The organism is Streptomyces albus subsp. chlorinus (genome assembly GCF_013302895.1).
In the GTDB taxonomy this organism is placed as follows: domain Bacteria; phylum Actinomycetota; class Actinomycetes; order Streptomycetales; family Streptomycetaceae; genus Streptomyces; species Streptomyces chlorinus.
Window position 1 is genome coordinate 2,914,600 of the sequence record NZ_VJOK01000001.1, and the last position, 13,413, is coordinate 2,928,012.

Sequence of the window (13,413 nt, forward strand, 5' to 3'; positions counted from 1 at the left end):
GGAGGGCGCGGCGGGGTCGGGCGCGGCGGAGAACGTGCAGGAGGGAGCGGTGGGGGCCGGCGGAGTGGCGGGGGTGGTACCGGAGGCTGAGGCGGGGGTGGAGGCGGGTGCGGGGTGCGAGTCGGACGATTCCGAGGTGACCAACGGGTCCTCCCTGGTCGCAACGCGTGGGCCCGCTGATGCTCGCGGGCCCGGGGAGGCGAGTCAAGACCGCTCGCCGCCCGGGGCCCGCGTACCGGAACCGTGTCGTCCGAAGGGAGTTGAGGCGCTGTCAGCCGTCGAGGTCGCCGATGGTGGCCAGCGAGGGGCCGCGCCGCGTCTGGAGGGTGCGGGCCACCTCCTCGGCCTCGCGCAGCACCCGGACGGCGTTGGACCAGGTCAGCTTCGCCAGGTCCGCCTCGGACCAGTGGCGGTCCAGCAGCTCGGCGATCAGGTTCGGATAGCCGGAGACGTCCTCCAGCTGCGCCGGGGTGAAGGCCGTGCCGTCGTAGTCGCCGCCGAGGCCGATGTGGTCGATGCCCGCGACCTCGCGCATGTGGTCGAGGTGGTCGGCGACCGTACGGGCGTCGGGCACCGGCCGCGGGTTGGCCTCCTCGAAGGCGCGCTGCACCCTGCGCCCCTCCTCGCTCAGGTCGAGGCGGTCCAAACCGTGCGCACGCATGTTCGCGTCGGCCGCCTCGGTCCAGGCCACCGCCTCCGGCAGGATGAACTTCGGCACGAACGTCGCCATGGCCACGCCCCCGTTGTCCGGAAGCTGCGCGAGCACGTCGTCGGGGATGTTGCGGGGGTGGTCGCAGACGGCGCGCGCGGAGGAGTGCGAGAAGAGCACCGGCGCCTCGGTCACCCGCAGGGCGTCCCGCATCGTCTCGGCCGCCACGTGCGAGAGGTCCACCAGCATGCCCAGCCGGTTCATCTCGCGGACCACCTCCTCGCCGAAGCGGCTCAGTCCGCCGGCGCGGGGCTCGTCGGTGGCCGAGTCGGCCCAGTCGAGCGAGTTGTTGTGGGTGAGCGTCATGTAGCGGACGCCCAGCCGGTGGAGGGCGCGCAGGGCGGCCAGGGAGTTGTTGATGGAGTGCCCGCCCTCGGCGCCCATCAGGGAGGCGATCCGCCGCTGGGCGTGCGCCGCCTCCATGTCCTCGGCGGTGAAGGCCAGTTGCAGGTCCTCGGGGTAGCGGGCGACCAGCAGCCGCACCGCGTCGATCTGCTCCAGGGTGGCGCTCACCGCGTCGTCCCCGGTCAGCTCGCCGGGCACGTAGACGGACCAGAACTGGGCGCCGACGCCCCCGGCGCGCAGCCGCGCCAGGTCGGTGTGCAGCCGCTCGCTCTGGTCCTGGGCGATGTCGAGCTTGTCCAGGTCGTAGCGCACCTGTTCCCGCAGCGCCCAGGGCAGGTCGTTGTGCCCGTCCACGACGGGGTGCTCGGCCAGCAGCGCGCGGGCGCGCTCCAGGCTGGAGCCGGACGCGGTGCCGGCGGCGGTCATCGGGCGCCTCCCGCCTGGCCGCCGAAGCCGAACCCGGTCTCCCCGGCGACCTTGGCGCGCAGCCGCCGGCCCTTCTCGGTGGCCTGCTCGTTCAGCTCCTGCTGGAAGTCGCGCATCCGCGCCCGGAGTTCCTCGTCGTGCGCGGCGAGCATCCGGACCGCCAGCAGCCCCGCGTTGCGGGCGCCGCCCACCGAGACGGTGGCCACCGGCACGCCCGCGGGCATCTGCACGATGGACAGCAGCGAGTCCATGCCGTCCAGGTACTTGAGCGGCACGGGGACGCCGATGACGGGCAGCGGGGTCACCGAGGCGAGCATGCCCGGCAGATGGGCCGCGCCGCCCGCGCCCGCGATGACCGCCTTGAGGCCCCGGTCGGCGGCGTCCTCCCCGTAGGCGACCATCTCGCGCGGCATGCGGTGCGCGGAGACGACGTCCACCTCGTAGGGCACCTCGAAGTCGTCGAGCGCCTTGGCGGCCTCCTCCATGACGGGCCAGTCCGAGTCGGACCCCATGACGATCCCCACGAGAGGGCTTGGACTAGTCATACGACTCCTAGGTGAAGGGAGGATGGGTGGTTGCCGGGCGCCGGGGAGTGCTCACTTGGTGATCGTGCCGCGCAGGTACCCCGCGGCGTGGGCCGCCCGCTCGCGCAGGTCGGCGAGGTCGTCCCCGTACACGTTGACATGTCCCACCTTGCGGCCGGGCTTCACGCCCTTGCCGTACATGTGGATCTTCAGCTGGGGGTCCCTGGCCATGCAGTGCAGGTAGGCGGAGTACATGTCCGGGTAGTCGCCGCCCAGCACATTGGCCATGACGGTCCAGCGCGCACGGCAGCGCGGGTCGCCGAGCGGCAGGTCGAGGACGGCCCGCACATGGTTGGCGAACTGCGAGGTCACCGCGCCGTCCTGGGTCCAGTGCCCGGAGTTGTGCGGGCGCATGGCCAGCTCGTTGACGAGCACCCTCCCGTCCCTCGTCTCGAACAGCTCGACGGCGAGGTGGCCGACCACGCCCAGTTCGTGCGCGATCCGCAGCGCAAGCTGCTGGGCGTGCACGGCCGCTTCCTCCGACAGGCCGGGCGCGGGTGCGATCACGGTGTCGCAGACGCCCTCGACCTGGATGGACTCCACCACGGGGTAGGCGACGGCCTGCCCGTGCGGGGACCGTACGACGTTGGCGGCCAGTTCCCGCGCGAAATCCACCTTCTCCTCGGCGAGCACGGCCACGCCCGCCTTGAAGGGCTCGGCGGCGTTCGGGTCGTCGGCGCCGCGGACGATCCACACCCCCTTGCCGTCGTACCCGCCGCGCACGGTCTTGAGGACGACGGGGAAGCCGTCGCCGCCCTCGGGCGCGCCCTCCCTGGCGAACGCCGCGACGTCCTCGGGCCCGCTGACGATCCGGTTGCGCGGAGCCGGGATGCCCAGCTCGCCCAGCCGCGCGCGCATCACGCCCTTGTCCTGGGCGTGCACCAGCGCGTCCGGCCCGGGGCGGACAGGGATGCCGTCCGCCTCCAGCGTGCGGAGGTGCTCGGTCGGGACATGCTCGTGATCGAAGGTGATCACATCGCAGCCCTGTGCGAAGCGCCGCAAGGTGTCCAGATCTCGGTAGTCGCCAACGACAACATCGTTGACGACCTGCGCCGCCGAGTCCTGCGGACCATCGGAGAGAAGCCTGAATCTGATGCCGAGCGGGATGCCCGCCTCGTGGGTCATACGAGCGAGCTGGCCCCCGCCGACCATGCCGACTACCGGGAACGTCACGGGTCCAGGGTACGGGGCACCCGGCAGCGCCCCTCCGGCCCCACCCGCCCCGCCGGACAACGGGGCGCCTCTCCGTGCTCGCCGCCACGTTCTTGTCAGGGACCTGAAGGGCAACGGGGGCAGGGAATGCGCCGTACGAAACAGGCCATCCCCCACGCCCGGGCACCACCGAGTCCGTTTGCGCGGGTACTCCGGGTGCGGGACGCGGCACCAGCGCTTCGACGCCGCGCGCCCTGTCAGGGACGTCACGTTCCGCATCACTGTCCGCGACTGACCAGCGCACTCTCGGCGCGGGAGCACCGGAGTGGTTCGCTCCGATGTGCGAACGCGGCGGACCGGTGAGACGATGGCCCGTCCAGCCGGGGACCACGGGCTGCGCCGATCGCCCCACGGGGCGGAGCGACGGCTGGTTAGCATGGGGCAGCCCTTCGACGCCGACCAGGAACGGGGCTGAAACCATCGCTAGGGGTGAACGGCGCTCTGTGCGCCCGCGACTGGAACGGCTCGTGCGCGAACTCGCCAAGTTCGGCGCCGTCGGCGCGCTGGGCTTCCTGGTGAACGTCGCGATCTTCAATCTGTGCATCCACACGTTCCAGCTCGCGCCCATCCGCTCCGGCGTCATCTCGCAGGTCGTCGCGATCGGCACCAACTACCTGGGCAACCGCTACTGGACGTACCGGGACATCGACAAGAGCCGCATCCACCGCGAGACGACGCTGTTCTTCTTCTTCAGCGGAATCGGTCTCGTCCTGGAGAACGGCATCCTCGCCCTCTCGCACTACGGGTTCGGCTACACCTCGCCGCTCGCCGACAACATCGCCAAGAACGTCATCGGGCTGCTGCTCGGCACCGCCTTCCGCTTCTGGTCGTACCGCACCTGGGTCTTCCGGGTGGGGGCGCAGCAGGCGGCGGCGGAGGCCGGGGAAGCCGGGGAGACCGGCCGCGGGACGGGAGTCCGCGAGGCCGTCCCGCACGAGGCCGCCGACGGCGCCCGGTCCGCCGGGGTGCCGTACCCGGTCGGTCCGGCGCCCGCGGGGTCAGGCGCCGGGACGAGCGGTCTCGCCGGAGGTGTCGGGGCCGGTGGTGTCGGGGCCGGTGGCGTCGGAGCCGGTGGCGTCGGGGCAGGCTCCCCCGGCAGCGGGAGTCCCGGTACCGGTGGTACCGGTGGTGCCGGTGGCGTCGGGGCCGGCGGTGTCGGGGCAGGGGGCGGCGTCGGTGGCCTCGCGGCTGAGGAACAGCGCGAAGACCGGCGGCAGCTGCTGTAGGAGTTCCAGCCGGCCGCCGTCCGCCTCCGCCAGATCGCGGGCGACGGCGAGGCCGAGCCCGGTGGAGTTGTGGCCGCTGACCGTCCGCTCGAACACCCGGGACCCCAGCGCCTCGTCCACACCGGGCCCCTCGTCCGTGACCTCGACCACGACCTGGTTGCCGGTGACCCGGGTGCGCAGAGCGACGGTGCCGTCCCCGTGCATCAGCGAGTTCTCGATCAGCGTCGCGAGCACCTGCGCCACCGCTCCGGGGGTCCCCACGGCGCGCAGCCCCGTCTTCCCGGAGCGCACTATGGCCCGGCCCGCGCTGCGGTAGGCGGGCTTCCACTCCTCGATCTGCTGCTTGACGACCTCGTCCAGGTCGAAGCCCACGGCCGAGCCCGTGCGCGGGTCCCGGGAGTTGGTCAGCAGCCGCTGCACCACGTCGGTGAGCCGCTCGACCTGGGCCAGCGCGATGGTGGCCTCCTCCTTGACGACCGCCCGGTCCTCGGGCGCCTCGCCCTCGGAGGTCGCGATGATCTCCTCCAGCCGCATGGACAGGGCCGTCAGCGGGGTGCGCAGCTGGTGCGAGGCGTCGGCGGCCAGCCGCCGCTCGGCGGTCAGCATGCGGCCGATGCGGTCCGCGCTGGCGTCCAGCACGTCCGCGACCCGGTCCAGCTCGGGCACCCCGTAGCGGCGGTGCCTGGGGCGCGGGTCGCCGGAGCCGAGGCGTTCGGCGGTCTCGGCCAGGTCGGTCAGCGGCGCGGCCACCCGGTGGGCCTGGCGTACGGCCAGCGCCGCGGCGGCGACGACGGCGAGCAGCGCCACCGCCAGGATGATCAGCAGGGTGCGGCCGACCTCGGCGCGCACCGCCGAGCGGGACGCCTGCACGGTGACGCGCTCGCCGTGCGCGCCCGTCTCCCGCGCCTCGACGACCTCGCCCGAGGGCCGCTCGCCCACCTCGATGGGCGCGCGGTCGCCGGGCATGTCGACACGGATGTAGCGGACGTAGCGGTCCTTGGAGGCGGTGACGCCGATCGACGCCTTCGTCACCCTCTCCCCCGCGACCAGCCGGCTCTCGACGGTGGAGACGAGCCGGGATGCCTCGGCCCGGACGCTGTCGCGGGTGCTGCTCTCGATGGTGCGTGACTCGACGATGACGAGCGAGACGCCGAAGACCGCGACCACGACGAGGACGACGGCGAGGGTGGACAGGATCAGCCGGCGGCGCACGTGCTGGTTACTTCCCTAGCTCTTCTCGAAGCGGAAGCCGACGCCGCGCACGGTGGCGATGTAGCGCGGATTGGCCGCGTCGTCCCCGAGCTTCTTGCGCAGCCAGGAGATGTGCATGTCGAGCGTCTTGGTGGACGACCACCAGGTGGTGTCCCACACCTCGCGCATCAGCTGGTCCCGGGTGACGACCCGGCCCGCGTCCCGCACCAGCACCCGCAGCAGGTCGAACTCCTTGGCGGTCAGTTGCAGCTCCTCGTCGCCCATCCAGGCGCGGTGCGACTCGACGTCGATCCGCACCCCGTGGGTGGTCGGGGGCTGGGCGGACTCGGCCGGTGAACCGCGGCGCAGCAGGGCCCGCACCCGCGCCAGCAGCTCGGCGAGGCGGAACGGCTTGGTGACGTAGTCGTCCGCGCCCGCGTCGAGGCCGACGACGGTGTCCACCTCGTCGGCGCGCGCGGTCAGGACGAGGACGGGGAAGGTGTGGCCCTCGTTCCGCAGCCTGCGGCACACCTCGAGACCGTCCATCCCGGGCAGTCCCAGATCCAGCACGACCAGGTCGATGCCCTCGCGCAGTCCGGCGTCCAGCGCGGTGGGACCGTCCTCGCGCACCTCGACCTCGTACCCCTCCCGGCGCAGGGCACGGGCCAGGGGCTCCGAGATCGACGCGTCATCCTCGGCGAGCAGTACACGGGTCATGCACCGATGGTAGTCCGCGTGGCCGAGCGTGAGGGCGGACGGTCGCGGGGCCGTGCGCTCCCCCGGGGCAGCCGCCGGGCCGGGGGTGGCCGCTGACGATCTCCAGGTGAAGTGGACACGTCACCAACGAAAACGCCACATGGTTCCCTCTTTCACCTGCGATGTATCTCACAAGCTCTTCCCCGGCCCCGGAACCGGTGACTTATGGTGAGAAGGATCTGTCGTGACCGGCGGGGACCTGTGTCCTTCTCGACACCTCACGGTCCCGTAGCTGTGCGAGCCGCGGTCCCAGGCCGCGGTCACCCCCCACCCGGGCGCGCTGCCCCCTTCGTCGGGCACGCGCGTCCCGACCCCGAGGAAAACCCACATGGCGTCCAGTCTGACGAAGGACGCGGCCGGCTACACCGGCGGCAAGACCTTCTTCGGCCACCCACGAGGTCTGGCCACCCTGTTCATGACCGAGATGTGGGAGCGCTTCAGCTTCTACGGCATGCGTGCCCTGCTGGTGCTCTACCTGACGGCCGCCGCGGCGGACGGCGGCATGGGCATGGCGGCGTCCACCGCCGTGGCCCTGTACTCCGTCTACAACGCCACGGTCTACCTGATGTCGATGCCGGGCGGCTGGCTCGGCGACCGGGTGTGGGGGCCGCGCAAGACGGTCACCATCTCCGCCGCGGTCATCATGATCGGGCACGCGCTGCTGGCCGTCGGCGTGAACGCGCTGTTCTTCGTCGGCCTCGTCTTCATCGGCGTCGGCTCCGGCCTGCTGAAGGCCAACATCTCCACGATGGTCGGCCAGCTCTACAAGGGCCCCGAGGACCCGCGCCGCGACGGCGGCTTCACCGTCTTCTACATGGGCATCAACATCGGCGGCTTCTCCGCCCCGCTGCTCATCGGCTGGGCCGGCGAGAAGATCAGCTGGCACCTGGGCTTCGGGCTGGCCGCCGCCGGTATGGGCCTCGGCCTGATCCAGTTCCTCCGCGGCAGCCGGCACCTGGCCGCTGACTCCACCGTGGTCCCCAACCCGCTGAGCGCCCAGGAGCGCGCCAAGGCGCTGCGCAACCTGGTCGTCAGCGTCGTGGTGCTGGCGGTCTTCTACGCCGTCATCGTCTTCGCCGACCTGTTCACCATCGACTGGGTGCTGTGGCCGGTCTCCATCCTCGGCATCCTGCTGCCGACCTACTACTTCACGCGGATGCGCCGCGACCGCGAGGTCTCGCCCGGCGAGAAGTCCAAACTGACCGCCTACATCTGGTTCTTCGTCGCGGCGGCCATCTTCTGGATGATCTTCGACCAGGCCGGTTCCACGCTGAACCTCTTCGCCGAGGAGAACACCTCCAAGAGCCTGTTCGGCCTCACCTTCCCCACCAGCTGGTTCCAGTCGGTCAACTCCCTGTGGGTGATGATCCTCGCACCCGTCCTGGCGGCCCTGTGGGTCAAGCTGGGCAGGCGGAACCCGTCCACCACCTCGAAGTTCTCCGTCGGCCTGATCGGCATCGGCGCCTCCTTCGGCCTGATGATGCTGGCCATGGGCGCGGCCGCCGGCGGCGTCCAGGTCAGCCCCATGTGGCTGATCACGGTCTACCTGATCCAGACGATCGCCGAGCTGTGCCTCTCCCCGGTCGGCCTGTCGGTGACCACCAAGCTGGCGCCCGCCAAGTACGCCAGCCAGCTCATGGGCGTGTGGTTCCTGGCCGTCACCGCCGGTGACTGCGTCTTCGCCATCGTCAAGCTCGTCGTCGGGGACGCCGCCAGCGGCAAGACGGGCTTCGCCGTCCAGGGCGTCATCGCCGCCCTCGCGGGCATCGCCTTCCTGGCCGCCCGCAACAAGATGAGGCCCCTCCTGGGCTCGGTGAAATAGCTCTTCGCCCTGCGGGGAGGGTGCCCTCCGGCGCTCCCTGGAGAGCCGCCCCTCCCTCTCCCTGCACCGGTGCCTGCCGCCGGCGGTCCTGGACCGCCGGCGGCAGGCGTCGTTGAGGCGCGGCGGACGACGACGAACCGGAGCGACGAACCGGAGCGACGAACCGCGGCGGTCCGTGTGGCGGTCCTGGCGGCGGTTTGTGGCGGTCCGTGACTGGCCCGGCGGCGGTCTGTGACGGTCCCGGCGTCGGCGCGTGCGGTCCGTAGCCGTCCCGGCAGCGATCTGCTACTGCCCCGGTATCGCGTGGCTGTCCCGGCGTCGGCCTCGGGGCACGTCGTCGGCTTCGGCGTCGGTTTCGATGGCGGCGTCGGTTCGGCGTCGGCCGTCGACTGTGGTCGGCGAGCGGCCGGGGACCGTCTACGGTGACGGCTCCGCGGGGTCGGTGGCGGGGTGGGCCCCTCGGGGTGCCTGCGGGCCCTCGTTGGTCCGCCGTCCGCCTCCGCGGCGGGGAGGAACCGCCGAAGGGCGGCGGTCGGGGAGCGGGCGCAGCCGGTTGACCGCCGCCATGCCCAGCCGGAAGACCGCCACCGGAACCACCGCGCACAGCAGGATCCAGAAGAGGGTCACCCCCCACGGCCGCCCGACGTCCCAGGGCTGTTCCGTCAGCACCCGCCGGCCCAGCTTGGCCGCGACGGTGTAGTCCCCGTGGGCGCCCGAGGCCAGCTCGACATCCAGTTCGATCCGCGCCTTCTCCCCCGGATCCACCGTGCCGCGCCACTGCTGCCGCTCCCACTCGGGGGCGAGGACGCCGTGCGCGGTGCCCACGTCGAAGACGGGATCCCTGGCACGGTCGGAGCCCAGGTTGCCGACCGTCAGCACGAGCGTGCGCCGCTCCGGGGCGCCGAACCAGTTGAGCAGCCCGCTCTCCCCCTCCAGACGCGCCGCCAGGACGGCAAGCCGTCCGCCCGTACGGCGCTCGGGCAGCGGCTTGACCGGGTGGCCGGCGACCCGGAGGGCGGCGTCGGCCGCCGCGTACGCACCGGTCACCGTCGCCGCCCGCACCACGCACGGGCACGGCTCGGGCGGCTCGGCCACGGGCAGCTCCTCGCGGAAGCGGCCGTCCGCGTCGGTGGTGACGGCCCGCCCCTCCGCGTTGGCGCAGGTGTTGGTGCCGCCGATGGCCTTCCGGCCGCACACCAGCAGGGTGAGCAGGGTCTCGGGCCGCCAGCCGGCACCCCGCACGGTGAGGCTCGCACCGGCGCCCACCTCCGCGCGGGAGAGGGTGATCCTCGGGCGGTCGGCCGCGCCGGCGGCGGGGTGGACCGCCAGCAGCACGCCCACCACCACGAAACCCACCAGACACGCGGTCGCCCGGACACTCGTCCTCACTTCGCCGCTCCCGTCAGCTCGCGCTGCCCCCCGCTGTCCTCGCCGCCGCCGGACCCGCCGGACCCGCCGTGCCCCGCCGCCGGGCCCGCTGTCCCCGCCGCCGGGCCCGCTGTCCTCGCCGCCGGACCCGCCGTCACCCCTGCCACCGCCACCACCGACGACCCCGCTCCCCCCAGAGCCCCCGCTGTTCCCGGTGCCCCCGTTGTCCCCGCTGTTCCCGACGCCGGTGCTGCCGGCGGCGCCCGTACCGTCGGTGGCACCGGTGCCGCCGCCCGACGCCACCGCGCCGTCCGTTCGCCGGCGCCCGCGCAGACACCAGCCCGCGCCGCCCGCCGCCGCCACCAGCAGGAGGCCGGCCGCCCACCCCCACGGGAGGGCGGTGTAGGAGGCGGTGGCCGTGTCCCGCGCGCCGCCGCCCGCCGTGGCGGTGAGCCGCACGTCCGCCAGGTCAGCGCGCGGCGGGTCGGCCCACTTCTCGTGCCGGGTGACGCGCTGGCCCGGCAGCAGTTCCAGCGGCAGCAGCCGGGGCGCGGGTACGTTCAGCCGCCCGAACAGTCCGTCGGCGCGGACGGTCAGCCGGGGGCGCAACGCCGTGTTCCCGCGGTTGACCAGCGTGTAGGTGAGCGTCGCGGCGCCGTCGTCCCGCCGTGTGACCGAGACGTCCTCGATGCCGAGCGCGGCCAGGGACGGGCCGCTGACCCGCAGGTGGACGCGGACACCCGAGGTGCGCTCCGGGGCGCTGACGACGATCGCGGCCGGGTGGTCGCCGGGCACCGCGCTCTCGGGCACGGTGACGCTCAGCGGCACCTCCGCCCTGGTCCGGGGCGGCACCTCCACCGTGTCCCGGGCGAGCGCGATCCATGTGCCCGCGCCCGCGCTGCGCCCCTCGTCGCGGAGGGCGAACCCGCCGCCGCGCGCGTTGTAGGCGTCGGCACCGCGCAGCCGGAAGGTGCGGGGCTCGTCGCCGCGGTTGGTGAGCGCGAGGGAATCCCTCAGCACGGTGCCGGGCGCACCCTCAAGGTAGAAGAAGGACCGCGCGTCCCCTTCCGCGCTCCGGTTCGCATCCCCCGCGGGCGGCGAGGGCGCCGCCGACCAGGAGGGCCCGCCCTCCTCGTGCGGCGCGGCCACGGCCGTCCCGCCGCACACGCACACGCACACGCACACCACAGCGAGCAGCACCCCCAGCACCACCCCCCGCACCGCCAGCCCGACCCCCCGCCCACCCGTCCGGCCGCCCCGGGACGGGGGCCGGACGGGGCCGGGTCGGGGGTGCGGTGCGGCGGGGGCGGTTGCTGGCTCGCCGGCCGGGGGGCGGGTGCCCGGGGTGGCGGGCGCGGCAGGGTCCCTCACGGGTCAGTGCCGGACCGCGGCCCTGCGCCGCGTGACCCACAGGGCTCCGCCGACCCCGGCCAGGAGGACGGTTCCGCCGAGGGTGCCGAGGGCGACGGCCGAGTCGGCGGGGCCGGTCTTGGGCAGTCCGCCGCCGCTGGGGGCCGATCCGCCGGTGGCCGCCGCGCCGCCGGATGTCGCGTCGCCGCCTCCGCCCGTCGCGCCGCCGGAGGCGTCCCCGCCGCCGGTACCGCCGCCGGAACCACCGCCGCCCGCCGCGGTCACGTCGAGGGTGAGGGAGGGCTTGGGGTTGTTCTTGGGCTCGCAGGTGGTGGTCGTGCCCAGCGCCTTGATGGTGAGCGTGCTGGCGGTGAAGGTGACCTTGCCGCTCTTCTTCGGCGTGTAGGTGCCGGAGAGGTCCGGGATCTTGATGGGCGTGTTCGCGGGGATCGCCTTGTCGTTGGGCGGTCCGGTCACGGGGATGGTGCCGGTCTCGGCGCCGCCGAGCTTGATCTTGGCGCTGGGGTTCATCGCGCCTTTGCCCAGTTCGATGGGGCTGGAGGAGACGCCCTTCTCGAAGGACATCGTCAGCTTGTAACCGCTGCCGCTCTTCACGGACTTGATGTCGATGGGCGAGACGGCACCCTTGTCGCCGATGGGCGTCTTGCACTGGTAGTCGACATCGACGGTCGTGGCGCTCGCGGCCGGGGCCGTCAGCAGTACGGCTGATCCGGCGACGAGGGTCGCCACCGCCGTGGCGGCGGCCGCGCGGACGGGGCGTTTCTTGCTGTGGGACACGGGGGTTCCCCCTTCATCCGGACTCGCAAGTTACTGACGACACATCAGATTTGGCGCCGACAGTAGCCCCAGCCCCTTGCCGAGGGAAGACCACCGGCACACCGGAGCGAAAAGGGCGGGGGCCCGGTGGCCGGTACCGGCCACCGGGCCCCCGCCCGTGCGATGTCGTGGTGCGCCCCGGTCAGTTGGGGGCCGCGAGTTCCGCCCACACCGTCTTGCCCACCCCGTCCGGGTTGCGCACCACGCCCCAGTCGAGGCACAGCCGCTGGACGATGAACATGCCGTGCCCGCCGGGCCGCCCGGCGCGGTGCGGGGTCCGCGGGGAGGGCGAGCCGCTGCCCAGGTCGACGATCTCCAGGCGGAGCACCTTCGAGTTGGCGCCCACGCGCAGCTCCTCCGGCCCGTTGGCGTGCAGGCACGCGTTGGTGACCAGCTCGGAGACGACCAGCAGCACGTCCTCGGCGGCGGCGCGCTGGTCGGCGGTGGCGGCCGGCAGCCAGCCCCAGTCGTGGAGGGCCTGGCGGGTGAAGTCCCGCGCGCGGGGCACGGCGCCGCTGGCACCGACGAGCCGCAGTCTGCGCACCTGCCGCATCGGCCGGCCTGCCTGGCGCGCGGTCCCTGCGGCGGCCGAGGCCGCACTCTCCGCAGCGGTCCCCATGGCGCCACTCCCCCCTTCGGGTTCGGGTGCGGACGTGGAAGCAGCCGCGGAATCGAAGACTCCGGATGTCGGCCCACGCCCAGTATCCGTACCGGCTCGCACCCGCGCACCGGCGGCCCCCGCCTCAGCGGTGTCCGCCGCCGCGCCTCCGGCGCACCCGTGGGCCGCGGCGTCCGGGGCACCCTCGGGCTCCGGACCGCGGTCGCCCGCCGGTTGCGGCCGGGTGGTGCTCATCAGTGGTTCACCTCACCGATCACCGGTTGCCGATTCGCCGTCCCACGTCCGGTCCGCCCAGGGCGGTTCCTTGACGCGCTGTACACGAATGTCTGACAGATTCGTTGGACTCCTGCCCGGACGCACCGTGAGAACACTTACGGATTCGGCCGGACCTGTGTGATGCGTGTAACGCGTCGGTCACGCGTCGGGCTTCTGTGCCGCACCCGAGGGGGGCCGCAGAGCCGAGTCGAGGTCGTCGTGCACGGTGAAGACCACGGCGGCTCCGGTGATCTCGAACACGCGCGCGACGACCGGGAGCATCCCCGCCAGGTGCACACCGCCCCCCGCGGCCTCGGCCTTCAGCCGGGCGCCGAGCAGGACGTTCAGCCCCGTCGAGTCGCAGAACTCGAGCCGCGAGCAGTCCACGACGAGGCGGCTGTACCCCTCGTCGACGCTGCGCTCCAGCGGCTCGCGCAGCAGTTCCGCGGTGTGGTGGTCCAGCTCACCCTCCGGGGTCACCACGGCACTCTCTCCTACGTGCCGTACGTCGACCGTCAGCCGGCCCCGGCTTGTGCTGCCGGGCATCCCGCGGTCCATGCACACCCCTTCTCGTCGCGTGAGGGCCTTCACTGCTTCCCCCGTCGAGCGGTTCGAACCCTACGCCTTCGACGGCTCTACCGGTAGCCGAACATTGGACATAACGCATGTGATGTGAACAAAACGAACTTGCTCTGGCTGTGGAGAAGCAGGTA

Annotated in this window: 10 protein-coding genes and 1 pseudogene; 2 read left to right on the forward strand and 9 right to left on the reverse strand. The window is 73.1% G+C overall.

The window, feature by feature from the left end; genetic code table 11:
* Positions 1-271 precede the first annotated feature (271 nt).
* Genes FM076_RS12985 through FM076_RS12995 form a run of 3 tightly spaced genes read right to left on the reverse strand, consistent with a single transcriptional unit; the run spans position 272 to position 3,237 of the window.
* Positions 272-1,480: a dipeptidase gene (locus FM076_RS12985; RefSeq protein WP_173870464.1), complete on the reverse strand. Its 1,209-nt coding sequence runs from the start codon at positions 1,478-1,480 to the stop codon at positions 272-274.
* Positions 1,477-2,025, reverse strand: coding sequence for a 5-(carboxyamino)imidazole ribonucleotide mutase (gene purE / locus FM076_RS12990; RefSeq protein ID WP_173870467.1), 549 nt, complete (start codon positions 2,023-2,025; stop codon positions 1,477-1,479). Before purE ends, FM076_RS12985 begins: the two co-directional genes overlap by 4 nt.
* 51 nt (positions 2,026-2,076) lie before the next feature.
* The gene (locus FM076_RS12995; protein WP_173870469.1) at positions 2,077-3,237 is read right to left on the reverse strand and encodes a 5-(carboxyamino)imidazole ribonucleotide synthase; all 1,161 of its coding nucleotides are present in this window, start codon (positions 3,235-3,237) and stop codon (positions 2,077-2,079) included.
* A 482-nt stretch (positions 3,238-3,719) separates the two neighbouring features.
* Here FM076_RS12995 and FM076_RS34620 point away from each other — a divergent pair.
* A pseudogene (locus FM076_RS34620) lies at positions 3,720-4,181 on the forward strand (GtrA family protein); the annotation flags it as partial.
* Between the two features lie 93 nt (positions 4,182-4,274).
* Here the strand turns inward: FM076_RS34620 and FM076_RS13005 are convergent.
* Both FM076_RS13005 and FM076_RS13010 read right to left on the reverse strand, forming a co-directional pair.
* Complete coding sequence (locus FM076_RS13005; protein ID WP_345944985.1) at positions 4,275-5,714, reverse strand: ATP-binding protein; 1,440 nt, start codon at positions 5,712-5,714, stop codon at positions 4,275-4,277.
* 15 nt (positions 5,715-5,729) lie between these two features.
* Positions 5,730-6,410 (reverse strand): response regulator transcription factor, encoded by a 681-nt coding sequence (locus FM076_RS13010; protein WP_173870473.1) that lies wholly within the window; start codon positions 6,408-6,410, stop codon positions 5,730-5,732.
* Between the two features lie 367 nt (positions 6,411-6,777).
* Here FM076_RS13010 and FM076_RS13015 point away from each other — a divergent pair, with 367 nt between their 5' ends.
* Positions 6,778-8,271 (forward strand): peptide MFS transporter, encoded by a 1,494-nt coding sequence (locus FM076_RS13015; RefSeq protein WP_173870475.1) that lies wholly within the window; start codon positions 6,778-6,780, stop codon positions 8,269-8,271.
* Positions 8,272-8,688: 417 nt separating this feature from the next.
* Here the strand turns inward: FM076_RS13015 and FM076_RS35300 are convergent, their stop codons facing one another.
* The 4 genes from FM076_RS35300 to FM076_RS13035 form a co-directional block, all read right to left on the reverse strand.
* A complete protein-coding gene (locus FM076_RS35300; RefSeq protein ID WP_173870477.1) occupies positions 8,689-10,839 on the reverse strand; it encodes a hypothetical protein in 2,151 nt (716 codons plus the stop codon).
* Between the two features lie 174 nt (positions 10,840-11,013).
* Positions 11,014-11,787, reverse strand: coding sequence for an LPXTG cell wall anchor domain-containing protein (locus FM076_RS13025; protein ID WP_173870479.1), 774 nt, complete (start codon positions 11,785-11,787; stop codon positions 11,014-11,016).
* A gap of 181 nt (positions 11,788-11,968) precedes the next feature.
* Positions 11,969-12,445 carry an ATP-binding protein gene (locus FM076_RS13030; protein ID WP_173870481.1) on the reverse strand — a complete coding sequence of 159 codons (477 nt, stop codon included), beginning with the start codon at positions 12,443-12,445 and terminating at the stop codon, positions 11,969-11,971.
* A 414-nt stretch (positions 12,446-12,859) separates the two neighbouring features.
* Positions 12,860-13,258 carry an STAS domain-containing protein gene (locus FM076_RS13035; protein WP_173870483.1) on the reverse strand — a complete coding sequence of 133 codons (399 nt, stop codon included), beginning with the start codon at positions 13,256-13,258 and terminating at the stop codon, positions 12,860-12,862.
* Positions 13,259-13,413: the final 155 nt, after the last annotated feature.

Coding starts and splice junctions, on each gene's coding strand:
- FM076_RS13010 (WP_173870473.1), bottom strand. CDS start 6,410: ATGACCCGTGTACTGCTCGCCGAGGATGACGCGTCGATCTCGGAGCCC.
- FM076_RS13030 (WP_173870481.1), bottom strand. CDS start 12,445: ATGGGGACCGCTGCGGAGAGTGCGGCCTCGGCCGCCGCAGGGACCGCG.
- FM076_RS13015 (WP_173870475.1), top strand. CDS start 6,778: ATGGCGTCCAGTCTGACGAAGGACGCGGCCGGCTACACCGGCGGCAAG.
- FM076_RS12985 (WP_173870464.1), bottom strand. CDS start 1,480: ATGACCGCCGCCGGCACCGCGTCCGGCTCCAGCCTGGAGCGCGCCCGC.
- purE (WP_173870467.1), bottom strand. CDS start 2,025: ATGACTAGTCCAAGCCCTCTCGTGGGGATCGTCATGGGGTCCGACTCG.
- FM076_RS13035 (WP_173870483.1), bottom strand. CDS start 13,258: ATGGACCGCGGGATGCCCGGCAGCACAAGCCGGGGCCGGCTGACGGTC.